Origin of the sequence: Roseovarius autotrophicus (assembly GCF_018069895.1) — a bacterium.
Lineage (GTDB): Bacteria > Pseudomonadota > Alphaproteobacteria > Rhodobacterales > Rhodobacteraceae > Roseovarius > Roseovarius autotrophicus.
Genome location: NZ_JAGQDH010000004.1, coordinates 108,676 through 126,341, shown reverse-complemented (window position 1 = coordinate 126,341; position 17,666 = coordinate 108,676). Strand labels below are relative to the sequence as shown.

Annotated in this window: 13 protein-coding genes and 1 pseudogene; 3 read left to right on the top strand and 11 right to left on the bottom strand. The window is 64.2% G+C overall.

Going from position 1 to position 17,666, the window contains the following annotated elements:
- Nucleotides 1–40: 40 nt before the first annotated feature.
- Nucleotides 41–2,209 carry a polysaccharide biosynthesis tyrosine autokinase gene (locus KAK09_RS06695; RefSeq protein ID WP_336244431.1) on the top strand — a complete coding sequence of 723 codons (2,169 nt, stop codon included), beginning with the start codon at nt 41–43 and terminating at the stop codon, nt 2,207–2,209.
- A gap of 45 nt (nt 2,210–2,254) precedes the next feature.
- On the opposite strand, the gene KAK09_RS06690 is transcribed toward KAK09_RS06695, so the two are convergent.
- The 3 genes and pseudogenes from KAK09_RS06690 to KAK09_RS06680 form a co-directional block, all read right to left on the bottom strand.
- On the bottom strand, nt 2,255–3,115 hold the full coding sequence (locus tag KAK09_RS06690) for a D-amino-acid transaminase (protein WP_210878149.1): 861 nt from the start codon (nt 3,113–3,115) through the stop codon (nt 2,255–2,257).
- A 4-nt stretch (nt 3,116–3,119) separates the two neighbouring features.
- Complete coding sequence (dgcA, locus tag KAK09_RS06685; RefSeq protein WP_210878148.1) at nt 3,120–4,085, bottom strand: N-acetyl-D-Glu racemase DgcA; 966 nt, start codon at nt 4,083–4,085, stop codon at nt 3,120–3,122.
- A 98-nt stretch (nt 4,086–4,183) separates the two neighbouring features.
- Nucleotides 4,184–4,330 (bottom strand): annotated as a pseudogene (locus KAK09_RS06680) (DUF1611 domain-containing protein); the annotation flags it as partial.
- A gap of 244 nt (nt 4,331–4,574) precedes the next feature.
- Here KAK09_RS06680 and KAK09_RS06675 point away from each other — a divergent pair.
- A complete protein-coding gene (locus tag KAK09_RS06675) occupies nt 4,575–5,534 on the top strand; it encodes an L-malyl-CoA/beta-methylmalyl-CoA lyase (protein WP_210878147.1) in 960 nt (319 codons plus the stop codon).
- A gap of 29 nt (nt 5,535–5,563) precedes the next feature.
- Here KAK09_RS06675 and KAK09_RS06670 read toward each other — a convergent pair whose 3' ends face one another.
- The 4 genes from KAK09_RS06670 to ald all read right to left on the bottom strand — a co-directional run bounded on the left by KAK09_RS06670 (nt 5,564) and on the right by ald (nt 11,281).
- Nucleotides 5,564–7,645 carry a dipeptide ABC transporter ATP-binding protein gene (locus KAK09_RS06670; RefSeq protein ID WP_210878146.1) on the bottom strand — a complete coding sequence of 694 codons (2,082 nt, stop codon included), beginning with the start codon at nt 7,643–7,645 and terminating at the stop codon, nt 5,564–5,566.
- 29 nt (nt 7,646–7,674) lie between these two features.
- Nucleotides 7,675–8,859 (bottom strand): ABC transporter permease, encoded by a 1,185-nt coding sequence (locus tag KAK09_RS06665; RefSeq protein ID WP_210878145.1) that lies wholly within the window; start codon nt 8,857–8,859, stop codon nt 7,675–7,677.
- Between the two features lie 142 nt (nt 8,860–9,001).
- Entirely contained in the window at nt 9,002–10,045 is a 1,044-nt protein-coding gene (locus KAK09_RS06660) for an ABC transporter permease (protein WP_210878144.1), read from the bottom strand.
- Nucleotides 10,046–10,168: 123 nt separating this feature from the next.
- A complete protein-coding gene (gene ald / locus KAK09_RS06655) occupies nt 10,169–11,281 on the bottom strand; it encodes an alanine dehydrogenase (protein ID WP_210878143.1) in 1,113 nt (370 codons plus the stop codon).
- A gap of 137 nt (nt 11,282–11,418) precedes the next feature.
- On the opposite strand from ald, the gene KAK09_RS06650 reads away from it, so the two are divergent.
- Nucleotides 11,419–11,883 (top strand): Lrp/AsnC family transcriptional regulator, encoded by a 465-nt coding sequence (locus tag KAK09_RS06650; protein WP_210878142.1) that lies wholly within the window; start codon nt 11,419–11,421, stop codon nt 11,881–11,883.
- Between the two features lie 120 nt (nt 11,884–12,003).
- Here the strand turns inward: KAK09_RS06650 and KAK09_RS06645 are convergent, their stop codons facing one another.
- From KAK09_RS06645 to KAK09_RS06630, 4 genes are read right to left on the bottom strand one after another with little or no spacing between them, the layout of a single operon-like run.
- Entirely contained in the window at nt 12,004–13,557 is a 1,554-nt protein-coding gene (locus KAK09_RS06645; protein WP_210878141.1) for a Ppx/GppA family phosphatase, read from the bottom strand.
- Between the two features lie 51 nt (nt 13,558–13,608).
- Nucleotides 13,609–15,783 (bottom strand): RNA degradosome polyphosphate kinase, encoded by a 2,175-nt coding sequence (locus tag KAK09_RS06640; RefSeq protein WP_210878140.1) that lies wholly within the window; start codon nt 15,781–15,783, stop codon nt 13,609–13,611.
- Between the two features lie 51 nt (nt 15,784–15,834).
- On the bottom strand, nt 15,835–16,512 hold the full coding sequence (locus tag KAK09_RS06635) for a P-loop NTPase family protein (RefSeq protein ID WP_210878139.1): 678 nt from the start codon (nt 16,510–16,512) through the stop codon (nt 15,835–15,837).
- Nucleotides 16,509–17,579 carry an AI-2E family transporter gene (locus tag KAK09_RS06630; protein WP_210878138.1) on the bottom strand — a complete coding sequence of 357 codons (1,071 nt, stop codon included), beginning with the start codon at nt 17,577–17,579 and terminating at the stop codon, nt 16,509–16,511. The genes KAK09_RS06635 and KAK09_RS06630 overlap by 4 nt, the downstream gene beginning before the upstream one ends.
- Nucleotides 17,580–17,666 lie beyond the last annotated feature (87 nt).

The following is a 17,666-nucleotide window of genomic DNA, read 5'->3' as shown; positions in this document are numbered from 1 at the left end:
TCCCGGAGAAACTACCCCCTGGCAAAGCAGCGGACGCGACGTGACCAGTTCTTCAAGTGCCCAGACGGTGGACAAGCTTTATCCCCCTCGCCTTGTTGCCGACGATCAGGGGGGCGCGACGCAGACTCCGGCCGATAATGACGAGATCGACCTGGTCGAGTTCGCCGCAACCATATGGCGCGGCAAATGGCTTGTCGCGCTCAGTGCCGCCGTGACGGTATTGATTGGGGCCGTCTATGCCTTTGTCCTGGTGGTGCCGCTCTATACCGCGACCACAACCGTGATCTACGAGGACAATCAGCGCAGCGTTGCCGGTCTCGACAGCTTGATCGGCGGCGGTCAGGTCAGCACGGCGACGATCACGACCGAGATCGAGGTTCTGCGTGCCCGGAGCCTGATGGGCAAGGTCGTTGACCGGCTCGACCTGGCGGCCGATCCGGAGTTCAATCCGGACCTGCGCGCGCCCGGCCCCGTCGCCCGCATCCGGGCGTGGTTTTCCGATGCGGCCTCGCCGGCAACCGAGGCGGCGCAGCTTGTTGACAACCGCGAGCGGAATCAGGCGATCACCGGCCTTCTTGAAAGGGTCAAGATCAGCAGCGTCCGCAACAGCCTTGTCTTCGACATCAACGTGATCACCGAGGATCCCCGCAAATCCGCTAGGATCGCGGATGCCATCGCGGATATCTACATTCGCAACCAGATCGAAGTGAAGTTCGACAAGATGGAGCAAGCGACCGAGTGGCTCAGCGAGCGCGTGATCGAGCTGGAACGCGAGGTCGAGGCCGCCGAGGAGGCCGTATCGCAGTTCAACACGCAGACCGATCTTGTCTCGGTCGAGGTGCTTCGCGGGTTGGAACGTCAGCTCAAGGACACGCGCGAGCGAATCGCTTCGCTTCGGGAGGCGCGCAATGCCTCCCGGCAGAGGCTTGCCGCGCTCGAGGGGGAATCGGGGCGCGCCGAACGCGCCGAGATTGCGGGCGATACGGAGCTGACACGCCTGCTGGCACAGATGGACCAGGGGCGCGCCGATGCCGATCTGCTGTTTGACCGCCAGTTCCAGCGTGTGCTGGAGCGGGCGCGCGTGGATGATCAGCGCAACGCCCAGCAGCTTGCCCTCGTGGAACAGGCCGAACAGGCGTTGTCGCGGCAGATCGAGGCGCAAGGCCGGGATCTGATCCAGTTGCAGCAACTTACCCGCGTGGCCGACGCGACGCGCCTGCTCTACGAGCATTTCCTGACACGCCTCAAGGAGACCTCGGCACAGCAAGGCATCCAGCAAGCCGACAGCCGCGTCCTGTCCGCCGCAGTCGTGCCGGTCTTCCCCTCCTATCCCCGCAAATCCCTGGTTCTGGCGCTGGCTGGTGTCTTGGGCGTCATCTTCGGTGTCGCGCTCGTGCTCCTGCGCGAATTGCGCAGCAACGGATTTCGCACGTCTGGCGAACTCGAACGTCATACCGGGCTGAACGTCATGGGGCAGGTGCCGCGGATCCCTGGCGCGAAACGTCTCGATATCCTTGCCTACATGCGCGACAAACCGACCTCGGCCGCCATGGAGGCGGTGCGCGACCTGCGCACCTCGCTTCTGCTTTCGAGCATCGACAATCCGCCACAGGTCATCGTGTCGACTTCATCCATTCCGGGCGAGGGCAAGACGACAAACGCGCTGGCGCTGGCCGACAATTTTGTCGGTCTCGGCAAGAAGGTGCTGCTGATCGAGGGCGACATCCGTCGCCGCACCCTGAACGAATATTTCAGCGACGCGCCGAAACATGGCATCGTTTCGGTGCTTGCCGGCGATCGCTCCCTTGACGAGGTGGTGTTTCGCCCTGCGGGTTTTGGCGCCGATGTCATTCTCGGCGACAAGAGCGTCGTCAACGCGGCCGACCTGTTCTCCTCCGAGAGGTTCCGGCACTTTCTCGCGGCATTGCGCGAGAGGTATGACGTGATCATCATCGATACGCCGCCAGTTCTTGTCGTGCCCGATGCGCGCATCATCGCAAAGACCGCCGATGCATTGCTCTTCTCGGTCCGCTGGGACAGCACGAGCCGTGCGCAGGTCAGCGAATCCCTGCGCCAGTTGCATGCGTCGCGGATCCAGCCGACCGGTCTCATCCTCAGTCAGATCAACACTGCCGGGATGAAGCGGTATGGCTATGGCGGGCGCTACGGTGCCTATGGTGGATACGGTTCGAAATACTACACGAACTGATGGCGTCCGGCTGCGCGCCGGCTGGCCCGCCCTGGATTGGCCCGCTCAGATCGCCGCCTTGCGGCTTTCCTCAAGGTAGATTTCGCGTAGGCGGGTGGCCACAGGTCCGGGACTGCCCTGTCCAAGCGTCACGCCGTCGATCTCGACCACCGGCATGACAAAGGCGCTGGCAGAGGTCAGGAATGCCTCGTCCGCCACCTTGGCCTCGTCGATGGTGAAGGGGCGTTCCTCAACCTGCATCTGCGCCTCGCGGGCAAAGCGCAGCACGGCGGCGCGGGTGATACCATGCAGGATGTCGTTGGACAGCTGCCGGGTGATGATCCGGTCGCCCTTGACGATATAGGCATTGTTCGAGGTGCCCTCGGTCACATGCCCGTCCTCGATCATCCATGCGTCATCGGCACCGGCCTTCTTCGCCATCATCTTTCCCATGGACGGATAGAGCAGCTGCACGGTCTTGATGTCGCGCCGGCCCCAGCGGATATCCTCGATGCCGATGACCTTGATGCCTCGTTTTGCCGCCGGATTGTCGGCAAGGCCCGGCTTCGACTGGGTGAAAAGCACCACCGTGGGCTCGGTCGTCTCGGGATCGGGAAAGGCGAAATCGCGGTCACCATCGCTGCCGCGCGTGACCTGAAGATAGATCAGCCCGTCGGTGATGTCGTTAAGGCGCACCAACTCGCGGTGGATTTCCAGCAGATCGTCAAAAACCGCCGGTTTCTTCATGTCGAGTTCCGACAGCGACCGTTCCAGGCGCGCGACATGGCCGGGAAAATCAATCAGCTTGCCGCCCAGAACGCTCGTCACCTCATAGACGCCATCGGCCATCAGAAAGCCCCGGTCGAAGATCGACACGGTGGCCTCGGTCTCGGGCAGGTAGGTTCCGTTCACATAGACAGTGCGCATGGCGTCATCCCCACAGGGCCGCCTCGGGCGGATGAACCCCGGCGGCGTCATATCTCAAAGCGTGCGCCCGGTCTTCGGCCAGAAGCAGCGGCCCGTCAAGGTCCGTCACCATCGCACCCTGTGCGACCAATGTCGCAGGGGCCATGGCGAGCGAGCTTCCGATCATGCAGCCCACCATGATGCCGTAACCTTGGTCGCGCGCCGCCTCGCGCACGCTGAGCGCCTCGGTCAGCCCACCGGTCTTGTCGAGCTTGATGTTGACCACATCATATTTGCCGCGCAGCCCCGGCAGGCTGGCGCGGTCATGACACGATTCGTCGGCGCAGAGCGGCACCGGGCGCTCCATCCCAATCAGGGCCTCATCCTCGCCCGCAGGCAGCGGCTGTTCCACCAACGCCACGCCAAGGCGCAGCAGATGCGGTGCGAGATCGGCATAGATCTCCGCGCTCCAGCCCTCATTGGCATCGACGACGATCCGGGCGTCCGGCGCGCCGCGCCGCACCGCTTCGAGCCGGGCCATGTCGTCGGGCGTGCCCAGCTTGATCTTCAGCAGCGGTCGATGCGCATGGCGTGCCGCCTGCGCCTCCATCGCCTCCGCGCTGTCGAGCGAGAGCGTGTAGGCGGTGATCTCCGGCCCCGGCGCGGGTAGCCCCGCCAGTTCCCAGACCCGCCGCCCCGCGCGCTTGGCCGCGAGATCCCACAGCGCGCAATCCACCGCGTTGCGTGCCGCGCCGGGTGGTAGCAGGTCTTGCAAGTCGGCGCGGTCAAACCCTTCGGGCAAGCCCTCGATCTGCGCCGCCACTCTGTCCAGCGTCTCGCCATAGCGGGCATAGGGCACGCATTCGCCACGCCCGGCCGCGCCACCCTCCGAGACCGTCACCGTCAGCACCTGCGCCTCGGTCCGCGAGCCGCGGCTGATGGTAAAGACCTGCGCCAGCCGAAAGCTCTCGCGCGTTACCGTGATCTGCACGCCGCCCCCCGTTTTCACTGTTCCACAAATACTCACTCTCAGATCGCCGCCAGTGCTGCCACCAGTTTTCCCGCACCAAAGCGGAAAGGGTCGGTGGCAGGCAGGCCCAGATCGGCACCGCAGCCCGCCAGGCGCAACTGACCGACCGCGTTCTCGGGCCGCCAGTCGCGGATGCCGATGGCAACCTTGGCGGCGAGCATATCGGGGTCGTCGCCGAGGAAAACGAGATAGGGCGTTTCGATCATTGGGGTGTCTTTCCTGTCCTGCACTTGGGGAAAAGATGACTCATGTGACGCACTATTTCGTTTCTGCTTCAGCGGTCGGGCAGAAATTCACGCAAGATTCTTCAGAATAACGCCGGTTTGCACCACTATTACGCGCTCCGGTCGCGTCCCGTTGCCGCGTTGCGGCAGATGCGGCTTGCGAAACGGAGTGCGATTGCATACCAGAGCCGCGATTCCCGTGCCCCAACCCGGAGGAGATCCCCAGATGAGCTTTCGCATCCAGCCGACCGCGCCCGCCCGCCCCAACCGCTGCCAGCTTTTCGGCCCCGGCTCGAACACGAAACTCTTCGAGAAGATGGCGGCAAGCGATGCCGACGTGATCAATATCGATCTCGAGGATTCGGTTGCCCCCACCGACAAGGATGCGGCGCGCGCCAACACCATTGCCGCCATCAACGAGGTGGATTGGGGCAACAAGTATCTCTCGGTGCGGATCAACGGGCTTGATTCGCCGTTCTGGTATCGTGATGTGGTGGACCTGCTGGAGCAGGCGGGCGAGCGGCTGGATCAGATCATGATCCCCAAGGCAGGCTGTGCGGCCGATATCTACGCGGTCGATGCGTTGGTGACGTCCATCGAGACCGCCAAGGGCCGCAAGAAGCGGATCAGCTTCGAGGCCATCATCGAATCCGCCGCCGGCATCGCCCATGTCGAGGAAATCGCCGCCGCCAGCCCGCGGATGCAGGCGCTCAGCCTCGGCGCGGCCGATTTCGCCGCGTCCATGGGGATGCAGACCACCGGCATCGGCGGCACGCAGGAGAATTACTACATGCTGCGCGAGGGCGCGAAATACTGGTCGGACCCCTGGCACTGGGCGCAGACCGCTATCGTCGCCGCCTGCCGCACGCATGGCCTTTTGCCCGTGGACGGTCCCTTTGGCGATTTCTCGGATGACGAGGGCTTCCGTGCGCAGGCGCGCCGCTCGGCCACACTGGGCATGGTCGGTAAATGGGCGATCCATCCCAAGCAGGTGGCGCTCGCCAACGAGGTCTTCACCCCTTCTGACGAGGCGGTTCAGGAGGCTCGCGAGATCCTGAAGGCGATGGAAGAGGCCAAGGCGCGCGGCGAGGGCGCGACCACCTACAAGGGCCGTCTGGTGGATATCGCCTCGATCAAGCAGGCCGAAGTGATCGTCAAACAGGCCGAGATGATCGCGGCGCAGTAAGCACGACAGGGGCGGTTCAATGGACCGCCCTACTCTGCCGCGACGCGGATCACCGGCTCCATCCGCGCCAGCGCCGCCTCGGACAAGTGGCATTTGACCTGATGCCCCGGTGCGATCTCGCGAACGGGGGGCACCTCGCGCTCGCACAGATCCCCCGGCACCTCCGGCTTCCAGCGGCAGCGGGTCTGGAACGGGCAACCGGGTGGCGGGTTCATGGCCGAGGGCACATCGCCCTCGAGCACGATATGGGTCTTTTCCACCCGCGTGTCCGCGATCGGCACCGCCGACAAGAGCGCCTCGGTATAGGGGTGATAGGGCGGCGCGAACACCTGATCGGTGCTGCCCAGTTCCACCACATGCCCCAGATACATCACCATTACCCGGTCGCTGAGATAGCGCACGATGCCGAGGTCATGGGAAATAAACAGCAAGGTCGTCTTCTGCTTGCGCTGAATCTCCATGAGCAGATCCGTCACAGCCGCCTGCACGCTCACGTCGAGCGCCGAAACCGGCTCGTCCGCCACCACGATCCGGGCACCGCCGGAAAAGGCGCGGGCGATGCCCACCCGCTGTTTCTGCCCGCCTGACAACTGTCGCGGCATCCGTTCGGCAAATTCGCGCGGTAGCTTGACAATATCCAGCAGGCGCAGCATCTCCTCGCGCCTCTCGGCATCGCTTGCCCCGTGGCCAAACACCTCCAGCGCGCGGATGATCTGGCGGCCCACCGTCATTGACGGGTTGAGCGTGTCGAACGGGTTCTGGAACACCATCTGCACATCGGCGATGGTCTGCGTATCGCGCTTTTCGATCGGGGTCTGCTCGATATTGCGGTTATCCAGCAGGATCGCGCCCTCGGTCGCGGTCTCCAGCCCCATCAACACCTTGGCAAAGGTGGATTTGCCACAACCCGACTCGCCGACGATGGCCAGCGTCTCGCTCTCGCGGGCCTCGAAACTCAGGGTCTCGTTGGCCTTGACCACCTTTTTGCCGCGGCTCCCGCCAAACAGCGCGTTGGCCGACACCTCGTAGTATTTCTTGAGGTTCTCTATCTTGAGCACGACCTTGCCGGGAGCGGTCGCTTCATGCTGCGCCATGGCCTCGACCGGCGCGGTCCAGTCGATCTCGGCAAATCGCAGGCAGCGGGTAAAATGCCGGTCATCGCCGGTGATCCCCGCCATGGGAATATCGCCCGTATCGCACAGCCCCGCCTGAAAATAATCGCAGCGCGGCCCGAAATTGCACCCCTCGGGGCGCTCATGCGGCAGCGGGAAATTGCCCGGAATGGCCTTCAAGGGCCGCGTGTTCTTGTCCGCGCCGGGCAGGGGGATAGAGCGAAAGAGAGCCTGCGTATAGGGATGCTGCATCTTGTCGAACACATCCTTGATGCTGCCGGTCTCGACCGCCTCGCCGGAATACATCACGCAAATCCGGTCGCAGGTTTCCAGCACCAGCCCCAGATTGTGACTGATGAACAGCATCGAGGTGCCGTATTTCTTGCCCAGATCCTTGACCAGTTCCACCACCGCCGCCTCGACCGTCACGTCAAGCGCGGTGGTCGGCTCGTCAAGGATCAAGAGCGACGGCTTGGACATCAGCGCCATGGCAATCACGATCCGCTGCTGCTGTCCCCCCGAAAGCTGATGGGGATAGCTTTTCAGGATGCGTTCAGGATCAGGCAGTTTCACATCGCGCACCACCTCCAGCGCCCGCGCCCGCGCCTCGGCCTCGGAAATACCCTCGTGGATCATCGGCACTTCCATAAGCTGTCGGCCCACCCGCATCGCCGGGTTGAGGCTTGCCATCGGCTCCTGATAGATCATCGCGATCTCGCGCCCGCGAATGTCGCGCAATTCGGCGGCGCTTATCTCGCCCAGATCGCGGCCCTTGAACCGCACCGTGCCGCCGACAATGCGCCCGTTCACCCCAAGATCGCGCATCACGCCAAGCGCCACGGTGGATTTGCCGCAACCTGATTCGCCCACCAGCCCCACCGCCTCGCCGGGTTGCACCGTGACGGAGAAATCCATCACCGCCGGGATCTCGCGCAGGCGGGTGAAGAAGGAAATCGACAGGTTCTCGATCTCGAGGATCGGTCCGTCATGTTCTGCCATGTCGCGCTCCTTCACTGTTCCCCAAATACTCAATCCCGCAGGCTCTCCTCGCGCAGACCGTCGGCCAGCAGGTTGAGCCCCAGAACGAGGCTCAGCAGCGCGACAGCGGGCGGCAGGGCGGGATGCAGATACATCGACAGAAGCTTGCGCCCCTCGTTGATCGTGCTGCCCCAATCCGGGCTCTCGGGGCTGAGGCCCAGACCGAAGAAGCCGAGCGTGCCCAGAAGGATCGTGGTATACCCGATGCGCAGGCAGAAATCGACGATCAGCGGGCCGCGCACATTGGGCAGGATCTCCCACAGCATGATATACCACGTCCCCTCGCCCCGCGTCTGCGCGGCGGCCACATAGTCGCGCGTCTTGATGTCCATGGTCAGCCCCCGCACGATGCGGAACACCGTGGGTGCGTTGACAAAGACCACGGCGACGAAAACCACCAGCAGGTTGGGCGGAAAGCTCACCAGCCCCAGCGGGTCGGCATCCCAGGCGATACCCGCATAAAGCCATGCCCCCACCACCAGCGTCACACCGACATAAAGGTTGCGTGCCGCTGGCTGGGTGTGAAAGCGCGAATTCCACAGCAATATGAGAAAGATGATCGGAAAGACGAACAGCACCGCCGCCATGTAGACCGGAATCCCGGTCTGGATGATCTCGGGTGTGACCAGCAGATAGAACAGCAGGATCACCGGAAAGGCGAGGATGAGGTTCGCCAGAAACGACAGGACCGTATCGAGCCGCCCGCCATGATACCCCGCCGGCAGGCCAAGCGTGATCCCCACCATGAAGGCGAACAGGCTGGCGAAGGGCGCGATCTTGATCACCTCCCAAGCCCCCACGACCATGCGGCTGAACACGTCGCGACCCAGATTGTCGCCACCCAGCAGGTAATAGGGATAGGCATTCGGGTCGGGTGTGCCCATCATCTGGCTATAGGGTGTGCCCGGCCCCTTGTTCTTCATCGCGGCGGATTGGTCGAGCACGTCATGGGTGAGGATCAGGTCGAACGCCCCCGCGAAAATCCCGGTATAGGTCCAGAACATGACAAGGCCGAAACCGGCCATGCCGATCGGGCTGTCAAACAGCTTGCCATAGAGGCCAAGTCGCCGCCTGAACGCGACCGACAGCGCGAAGGTCGCCACAAGGGCGATCCAGACGGGGGTAAGTTGCGCGGCGATGCGCAGGAAAATCTCTGTCCAGCTCAGCGGGTCCATGGCAACCTCCCTTGTGGTCCGGCCTGCCGGACCACCCTTTCCACCGTCATGCCCCGGCTCGACCGGGGCATCGCCGGGTCAATCCCGAGAGATTGTCCGGTCAAGCCGGACAATGACGCGGTTCTTGGCGCGAAACGGGCGCTCATGTCACGCTGATCCGGGGGTTCAGGTAGACATAGCCGATATCGGAAATGAGCTGCGTCACCAGCACCACGACCACCGACACGACCGAGACCGCCAGAAGCAACTCGATGTCGTTGTTGCTTGCCGCCTGCACCAGCGTCCAGCCGAAGCCCTTGTAGTTGAAGAGCGTCTCGACGATCACCACCCCGTTCAGAAGCCAGGGAAATTGCAGCATGATCACCGTGAAGGGTGCAATCAGCGCGTTGCGCAGCGCGTGTTTCAGCACGATATTGGGGAAACTCACCCCCTTGAGCCGCGCGGTGCGGATATATTGCGCGGTCATCACCTCGGCCATGGAGGCGCGCGTCATCCGCGCGATGTAGCCCATGCCGTAAAGTGCGATGGTCAGCACCGGCAGAAAGAAGTTCTCGAAATTTGGATTCGTCATCGCGCCCGTGGCCGTGCCCTTGAACCATTGCAGCCCCACGGCGGAGCTTGCGAATATGGCGATGAACAGCACCCCCGAGACATATTCCGGCGTGGCCGTCGTGGTGATGGCAAAGGTCGAGAGCGTGCGATCGGTGCGCGATCCCTCGCGCATCCCCGCCAGCACGCCCAGGATCAGCGCCGAGGGCACCATCAGGAGCATCACCCAGAGCATGAGCCAGCCGGTGAGCGCCAGTTTTTCGGCGATGATCTCATCCACATCCTTGCGGAACACGGTGGAATGTCCCCAATCGCCCTGAAGGATGCCGCAAAAGCGCGGGGCCTCTTCGGGGGGCTGCCCCGGCGCGATGCAGCGCCCGCGCGTGACGCTATCTTCCTCGATCACCCAACCGGGCCAGACTCCCATCCACTGCCCGTATTTCGACAGCATCGGATCGAGATAGCCGTTGCGCGACAGGTAGCTTTCGACCTCCGCATCGGTCATGCGGAAATTGCCTTGCGTCTTGGCCAGTTTTTCGAGGTTGGGATAAAGGTTGGTGAGGAAGAAAACGATGAAGGTCAGGCAAAGCGCCGTCAGAACCATGACGCCGACACGGCGCAGGATGAACGTGACCATTTCTCGCCCCCTGTTGGCGTTTTCCAGCCACGCTAGGCGAGAGGGGCGGCCCGGTCCAGCAAGTTTTGCGACATGACCGGCCCGAAAACGACCCCCGGCCCTGTGAGAGGCCGGGGGGCGTGCTCAGATGAGCGATTTGGGATCGACGGTCTCGATGCCCAGAGCCTCGCCCACAGCGGCATAGGTAAGTTGGCCCGCGTGGACGTTGAGACCGTTCAGCAGGTGCGGATCATCGGCGCAGGCCCGTTTCCAGCCCTTGTTGGCCAGCGCCAGCATGAACGGCATGGTGGCATTGCCCAAGGCCAGCGTCGAGGTGCGCGCCACGGCACCGGGCATGTTGGCCACGCAGTAATGCATGATCCCGTCCACCTCATAGATCGGGTCCTGGTGCGTCGTGGCGCGCGAGGTCTCGAAACAACCGCCCTGATCAATCGCCACATCCACCAGCACCGAACCCGGCTTCATCGTGCCGAACTGATCGCGGCGCACCAGTTTGGGCGCAGCGGCACCGGGGATAAGCACCGCGCCGATCACCATGTCGGCCAGCGGCAGAAGTTCCGCGAGCAAGCCGGCCGAGGAATAGCCGGTCTTGAACGTGCCGCCGAACACATCGTCGAGATAGCGCAGACGCGGCAGCGAGCGATCAAGCACGGTCACATCCGCGCCCATCCCGGCGGCGATCCTGGCCGCGTGGGTGCCGACCACCCCGCCGCCGATCACGATGACGCGCGCAGGCCCCACACCGGGCACGCCACCCATCAGCACGCCGCGCCCGCCGTTGGCCTTCTGCAGCGTCCATGCGCCCACTTGCGGCGCAAGACGCCCCGCCACCTCCGACATCGGCGCCAGCAATGGCAGGCCGCCCGCGCGGTCCGTTACCGTCTCATAGGCAATCGCCGTGCAGCCAGAGGCCAGCAGATCACGGGTCTGCGCCTCGTCCGGCGCGAGGTGCAGATAGGTAAAGAGCACTTGCCCCTCGCGCAGCATCTTGCGCTCGACGGCTTGCGGCTCCTTGACCTTGACGATCATGTCAGCCTCGGCGAACACCTCTTGCGCGGTGGCGATGATGCGCGCACCCGCCGCCTCATAGGCGGCATCGTCGAACCCCGCGCCAAGCCCCGCGCCGGTCTCGACGATGATCTCGTGACCCGCGCTCACCGCCTCCTGCGCGGCAATGGGCGTGATGCCCACGCGAAATTCCTGCGGCTTGATCTCTTTCGGGCAACCGATCTTCATCTGGGTCTCCTCCCCTGTCCATTGTTGACAGAATGCCGCAGATTGCGCGCAAGGCGATTGATATTTCCCTCGCCTGGCACTGGATATTATGAATAAAATCGCGCTTGATCGATGTTTATTCGAAAGGTCTTGCGCGCATGTCCCTGGATCCCACCGACCGCCGTATCCTCCAGGTGCTTCAGCGGCGCGGGCGCATTTCCAATGCCGATCTGGCCGAGGAGGTCAATCTCTCGGCCTCGGCCTGTCACCGCCGCGTGCAAAGGCTCGAGGTGGAGGGGTATATCAAGGGTTATGTGGCGCTGCTTGATGCGCGCAAGCTGCGCGTTCCGGCGGTGATCTTTGTCGAGATCACCCTGACTACCCAGGCCGATGAGGTGCTCGACGCCTTCGAGAGGGCAGTGGCGCGGGTGCCTGACGTGCTCGAATGTCACCTGACGGCTGGGGCGGCGGATTATGTGCTCAAGGTCGTGGCCGAGGATACCGAGGATTTCGCCCGCATCCACCGACAGCACCTCGCCCGCCTGCCCGGTGTCGCCAAGATGCAGTCCAGCTTCGCCCTGCGTACGGTGTTCTCCACCACGGCGCTGCCGATCGACATGTAAAGCGCCCCGCTCCGAATGACGGCGCGGGGCAAGTGGTTAAAGCCGTGAGTGGTGTGTTTGCCTGATTATGAAGCGCCCTGCGCTGAAAGGCCACCTATCCGGGCGCATAGGCCAGTGCGATCACATGCGTTGTGCAGGCATGCGGATGTCGGCGCGCGCGCCAAGCGCCGAACAGAGCGCTGCAAAGCGCGTCTGTGCCACCTCGCCGAAAAGCGGCGCCGTCTCGGGCGAGAGACGCAGTTCCAGCACCTTGCGCTTTGGGTACCAGCGCAGTTCCCCCATATGCGCGTCGTCCTTGAGCCAGAGCATCGCCGCAAAGCGCAGCGCCTTGCCCAGAACCTCGGCCTCGAACCGCTCGCGCTCGGAAATCAGCCCGGCCAGCGCCTCGAACCGCGTGCCCTCGCGCTTGTTGGAATAGCGATAGAGCAGGGCCAGCCCCAGCCAGACCCTCTCGGAATGATTCAGCCCGCCGAGATTGGCGCGGGTGGCGTTGTCGAAACAGTCCTCGGCGCGGTAATCGGGGTGGGCGCGCCAACTGACGTCATGCAGCAGACAGGCCGCCTTGACGATGCGCAGTCGCTCCTCGCCCACGGATTTGAAGATCGGCAGGATGAAATTGTAGAGCACCCGGCCAAAGCCCGGCAGGCGCGCATCCTTGGCCTCGGCAAAGCGGCAGGCCTCGATCAGGGGATCACGGTCGCGCAAGGGCTGTGGCATCTGCTCGTAAAGCAGGCCCTCGCGGATACCGTAGCTGGAAATGGCGATGTCATGGGGGCGGAAAGTGCGCACCACCTCGCGCAGCACCTCCGCCGCATAGGGCACCAGCGCAATCCGCGCCAACGAGACGCCTGATTGTGCGCGCAGCGCATCGGTACCATGCTTTTCGATATGTTTGATCGTGGCGCGAACGTCCGCTGCGCTCATCCGGTATTCGTGCAGCACATGCAGCGGATAGCCGCGCCGCGCCATGTCGATCCGGGCGAAGGCCCGCCACGATCCGCCGACAAGGAAAAGCCGGTTCTTCTGCTCGCCCAGATCGGCGCGCAACTGGTCGAGCGTGGCACGGATATGGGCACGGCGCGCTTTCTTGCCGCCCTTGATATCGCGCAGCTTGAGCGGCCCGAGAGGCGAGGTGACGCGGCGTCCGACGCGGCCGCCATTGATTTCGGCCAGTTCCATCGACCCGCCGCCCATGTCGCAGACCAGACCATAGGCCCCCGGCCAGCCCAGAAGCACGCCCTGCGCCGATAGCCGCGCCTCTTCCGGCCCGTCGATCACGAAAAGCCGTATGCCGGTCTCGCGCAGAACCTCGGCGCGAAACGCCTCGCCATCTTCGGCCTCGCGCACCGCCGCTGTGGCCACGGCAGTCAGCGGGCCGGTGCCCATCCCCTCTGCCAGCAGAGAGAAACGGCGCAGCGCGTCAAGCGCGCGCTTGCGCCCCTCGGGGTTGAGCCGACCCGTAACCGCCAGCCCCGCACCAAGCCCGCACATGATCTTTTCGTTGAAGAAATAGGCCGGGCTGCGCGCCGCGCCGTCGAACACCACAAGCCGCACCGAGTTCGATCCGACATCGACCACCCCGACGCGAGACAGCGCGCGCGCCTCGGGGCTATCGAAGAGCGGACGGCCAAAGGGGCCGTCAGTATGCTCTGCGGGATCGTTCACGCCGTCCATCGCCTGCCTTGCCGGTTTGCACCCCGTCTATGCGTCAGGCATGCCGCTGGGTCAATCGTCGGTATGGGTGAGTTTGGGCACATCCGCCGCCCCCGCCGAGCCCCGGCCCGAAAGCGAGGGGTTTTCCATGAAGAACCGGTGGCAGTTGAAGGCAAACGCGCCCTCAGGAACCGGATCCCGGCGAAAGCTGCCGTCGGGGGCCATGACCCAGCTTTGCGCCACATCTGCCATGTTCGCGGCCATGACCTGAGAGACGATCTGCGCCTTGACGGTGGGGTTGGTGGTCTCGATCAGCGTTTCCACCCGCCTGTTGAGGTTGCGCCCCATCCAGTCGGCCGAAGAGATGAACACCCGCGCCTTTTTCGACGGCAACCCCGCCCCATTGCCGAAACAGACGATGCGCGAATGTTCGAGAAACCGCCCGATGATGGATTTGACCCGGATGTTGGACGACAGCCCCTTGATGCCGGGGCGCAACCCGCAGATGCCGCGCACCACGAGGTCGATCTTCACCCCCGCCTCTGAGGCGGCATAAAGCGCATCGATCACATCCGGCTCGACCAGCGAATTCATCTTGGCCCAGATCGCGGCAGGCTTGCCGGCGCGGGCAAGATCGGCCTCGCGGGCGATCAGCTCGAGCAGGCGCGGCTTGAGCGATTTGGGCGAGATGGAGAGGTTTTCCAGCCCCTCCGGCTCGGCATAGCCCGAGAGATAGTTGAACACCTTGGTGGCGTCCCGGCCAAGGGCGGCATCGCAGGTGAAAAAGCTCAGGTCGGTATAGATGCGCGCGGTGATGGGATGGTAGTTGCCTGTGCCGTAATGGGTATAGGTCACCAGACTGTCACCCTCGCGGCGCACCACGGTTGAAATCTTGGCATGGGTCTTGAGGTCGATAAAGCCGTAGACCACATGCGCGCCCGCGCGCTCTAGCCGCCGCGACTGCCGGATATTGGCGGCCTCGTCGAACCGCGCCTTCAACTCCACCAGCGCGGTGACGGATTTGCCGTCCTCGGCGGCTTCGCACAGCGCCTCGACGATGGGGGAATTGCGCGAGGTGCGATAGAGCGTCTGCTTGATCGCCAGCACATTCGGATCACGCGCCGCCTGTTGCAGGAACCGCACCACCATGTCGAAGGTCTCATACGGGTGGTGCAGCAGCATGTCCTTTTGCTGGATCGCGGCGAACATGTCGCCGCCATGATCCTGCACCCGCTCGGGCACGCGCGGGGTGAAGGGTGGCCACAGAAGATCGGGACGCGCGTCAAGCACCAGTTCCTTGAGATCGGCCAGCCCGATCATGCCTTCCACTTCCACCACCTCGTCGGGGCGGACATGGAGTTCCTCCGTGATCACCTCGCGCAGCGCCTCGGGGGCATTGGCGGTGATCTTCATGCGCACCACCTCGCCCCTGCGGCGACGCTTCAAGGCGACCTCGAATTCGCGCACGAGGTCTTCGGCCTCTTCCTCGACTTCCAGATCGCTGTCGCGCAACACGCGAAAGGCACAGTGGCCGACATAGCGATAGCCGGGAAAGATGCTGTTCAGGTGCAAAAGCAGCAATTCCTCCAGCGGAAGCGCGCGATGCGCGCCCTCGGTGGCGGGCAGGCCAACGAAACGGTCGATCTGCTGGGGAATCGGCAACAGCGCCTGAAGCGCGCGGTGGTCGGCCTTGCGCTCCAGTTGCAGGGCAAGGACAAATCCGAGGTTGGGAATGAAGGGGAACGGGTGCGCCGGATCGATCGCCAGAGGCGACAGCACCGGAAACACCTTGTGAAGGAACACCTTGGCAAGATGGGCGCGGTCGGCCTCGTCGAGCGCCTCATGGGTCAGGATCGAGATCCGCTCGTCCTCCATCTCGGCGCGCAGGGTCTCGAAGGTCGCCTGCTGTGATTCCAGCAGCTTGCGGGCGTTCTCGTTGATCAGCACAAGCTGTTCGGCAGGGCTGAGCCCGTCGGCGGCGGGGGTGGTGTTGCCCGCCTTGGCCAACTCGCGCAGACCAGCCACCCGCACATTGTAGAATTCGTCGAGATTGGTGGCCGATATCGACAGGAAGCGAAGCCGCTCCAGCAGCGGCACGCGGGGGTTCTGCGCCTCTTCCAGCACCCGCCAGTTGAAACCGAGCCAACTGAGTTCGCGGTTGAAGAACCGGCCCGGACCAGTGATGTCAAGATCGGTCAGCTCGACGGGTTCCGGGGCAGGGTGCTTGAGGAAATCGGCTAGGGTCATGACGGCCTTATGGCGACGGCGTGTAACGGTTGCATGACGCCAAAAGTGACCTCAAAGCGCGGGGTTGTCCAGCACCTCGGCCGCGAAGGCACGGGTGATCGCGCGCCCTTCGGCCAGCGCGCGCGCGTCAAGCTCCGCCACCACGCGATGTGCCGCGTCAAAGGCGCGCTCGATCCGCCGCGCCAGATAGGGCACAGTGTCGGGCGAGGGCGAAATCTGCCGATCTGCAAAGAGCTTTGAAAGAACCGCCGCCAGTAGCGCATCATCGGGCGGGCCGAGCCGGGCCATGAGCGTGCCCGCCATCCGGCTTGCCAGATCGGGCAGGCCAAGGCCCCAGAGGGCAGGGGCCTCGCGCGCGGTGATCAAAAGCGAGTAGCCTTCGGCCAGCACGAGGTTGTGGAGGTGGAAAAGCGCCTCCTCGGCGGGGCGGTCGCGGGCGATTGCGTGGGCATCCTCGACCACCACCGGGCCAGCGGCGAGTGCCGGAATATCCGCCTGCACCAGCGCCTCTGCCATCACGATACGCGCGTCCGAAAGCCCGGCCCAGACATGTGCCAGATGGGTCTTGCCCGCACCGCCCGGCCCCGCCAGCATCAGCTTTCGCGCGGGCCAGTCGCGCCAGCCCTCGATCAGCGCCACCGCCTGCGCGTTGACGGGCGAGACGAAGAAATCCTCGCGCCCCAGCGCTGTGCGCACGGGCAGATCAAAGCTCAGTTGTCGTGCGCTCATCGCTTGTCCCGTTCCCCGTCCAGCCCGCGATAGAGGCGGCTCTGCTTGTATTCGGCGATGCCGAACCGCGCGATCACGCCGATGGCCGCGGCCATCGGCACCGCCACCAGAAAGCCCACAAGGCCAAAGAGCGCGCCAAAGACCGACAGGGCGAACAGCACCCAGACCGGATGCAGCCCGACCGACCTTCCGACAAGGCGGGGCGTCATGAAATTGCTCTCGAACATCTGGCCAGCGCCAAAGACGGCGGCAACCAGCCCGACGCTGAGCCAGTCACCCCAGAACTGAAAGAGCGCAAGGCCGATTGCCACGATCCCGCCCAGGATCGCACCCAGATAGGGGATAAAGGTGATCAGCCCCGCGAACACCCCGACCGCCAACCCGAATTGCAACCCCACCGCCATCAGCCCCAGCCCGTAATAGGTGGCCATGATCAGGCAGACCGTGCCCATGCCCCGGATAAAGCCCGCCAGCGTCGCGTCGATCTCACGCGCAAGGCGGCGAATGACGGGGGCATGATCTCGTGGCAACAGATCGTCGATACTGGCCAGCATCCGGTCCCAGTCATAGAGCAGGTAGAACGCGACGACCGGGGCCACGATCAGCAGCACCACGATATTGAGCAGCGACGCCGCCGAGGTAAGCAGCGTCTGGATAAGCTGCGCGCCGCGCTCGCGGATCGTCTCTCCCACACCGGCCAGCGACTGGCGCAGCGCCGAATCCGCCTGATCCAGTTGCGGGAAGTGCTCGAACAGAAAGCCTTGCAGCCGTGCGACAAGCTGGGGCGCGGTGTTGAAGAGGGCGGCCGCCTGCTGCACCAGCATCGGCACCACCAGAAGCGCCAGCACCGTCATCGCCATCAGGCCAAGCACCACGATCACCACCACCGCCCAGAGCCGCCCCAGCCCCATCCGCTCCAGCCGGTCGGCGATGGGATCGAGGAAATAGGCCACCGCCGCGCCGAGCACGAAGGGCAGGATCACATCGCCCAGAACCCACAGCATGGCCAGACCAGCCGCTGCCGTGAGGCTCCAGTACTTCACCTGATCCCGGACCGGCAGGGCCATGCGCACGCTCCTTTTCGCCTTGGCCTATCTCGCCTCTGACGGCGTGGCTTTCAAGGGGAAACGCGTTGTGCGCCCTTGCCGGCAAGC

Coding starts and splice junctions, on each gene's coding strand:
- KAK09_RS06690 (WP_210878149.1), bottom strand. CDS start 3,115: ATGCGCACTGTCTATGTGAACGGAACCTACCTGCCCGAGACCGAGGCC.
- KAK09_RS06675 (WP_210878147.1), top strand. CDS start 4,575: ATGAGCTTTCGCATCCAGCCGACCGCGCCCGCCCGCCCCAACCGCTGC.
- KAK09_RS06670 (WP_210878146.1), bottom strand. CDS start 7,645: ATGGCAGAACATGACGGACCGATCCTCGAGATCGAGAACCTGTCGATT.
- KAK09_RS06665 (WP_210878145.1), bottom strand. CDS start 8,859: ATGGACCCGCTGAGCTGGACAGAGATTTTCCTGCGCATCGCCGCGCAA.
- KAK09_RS06660 (WP_210878144.1), bottom strand. CDS start 10,045: ATGGTCACGTTCATCCTGCGCCGTGTCGGCGTCATGGTTCTGACGGCG.
- ald (WP_210878143.1), bottom strand. CDS start 11,281: ATGAAGATCGGTTGCCCGAAAGAGATCAAGCCGCAGGAATTTCGCGTG.
- KAK09_RS06650 (WP_210878142.1), top strand. CDS start 11,419: ATGTCCCTGGATCCCACCGACCGCCGTATCCTCCAGGTGCTTCAGCGG.
- KAK09_RS06645 (WP_210878141.1), bottom strand. CDS start 13,557: ATGGACGGCGTGAACGATCCCGCAGAGCATACTGACGGCCCCTTTGGC.
- KAK09_RS06640 (WP_210878140.1), bottom strand. CDS start 15,783: ATGACCCTAGCCGATTTCCTCAAGCACCCTGCCCCGGAACCCGTCGAG.
- KAK09_RS06635 (WP_210878139.1), bottom strand. CDS start 16,512: ATGAGCGCACGACAACTGAGCTTTGATCTGCCCGTGCGCACAGCGCTG.
- KAK09_RS06630 (WP_210878138.1), bottom strand. CDS start 17,579: ATGGCCCTGCCGGTCCGGGATCAGGTGAAGTACTGGAGCCTCACGGCA.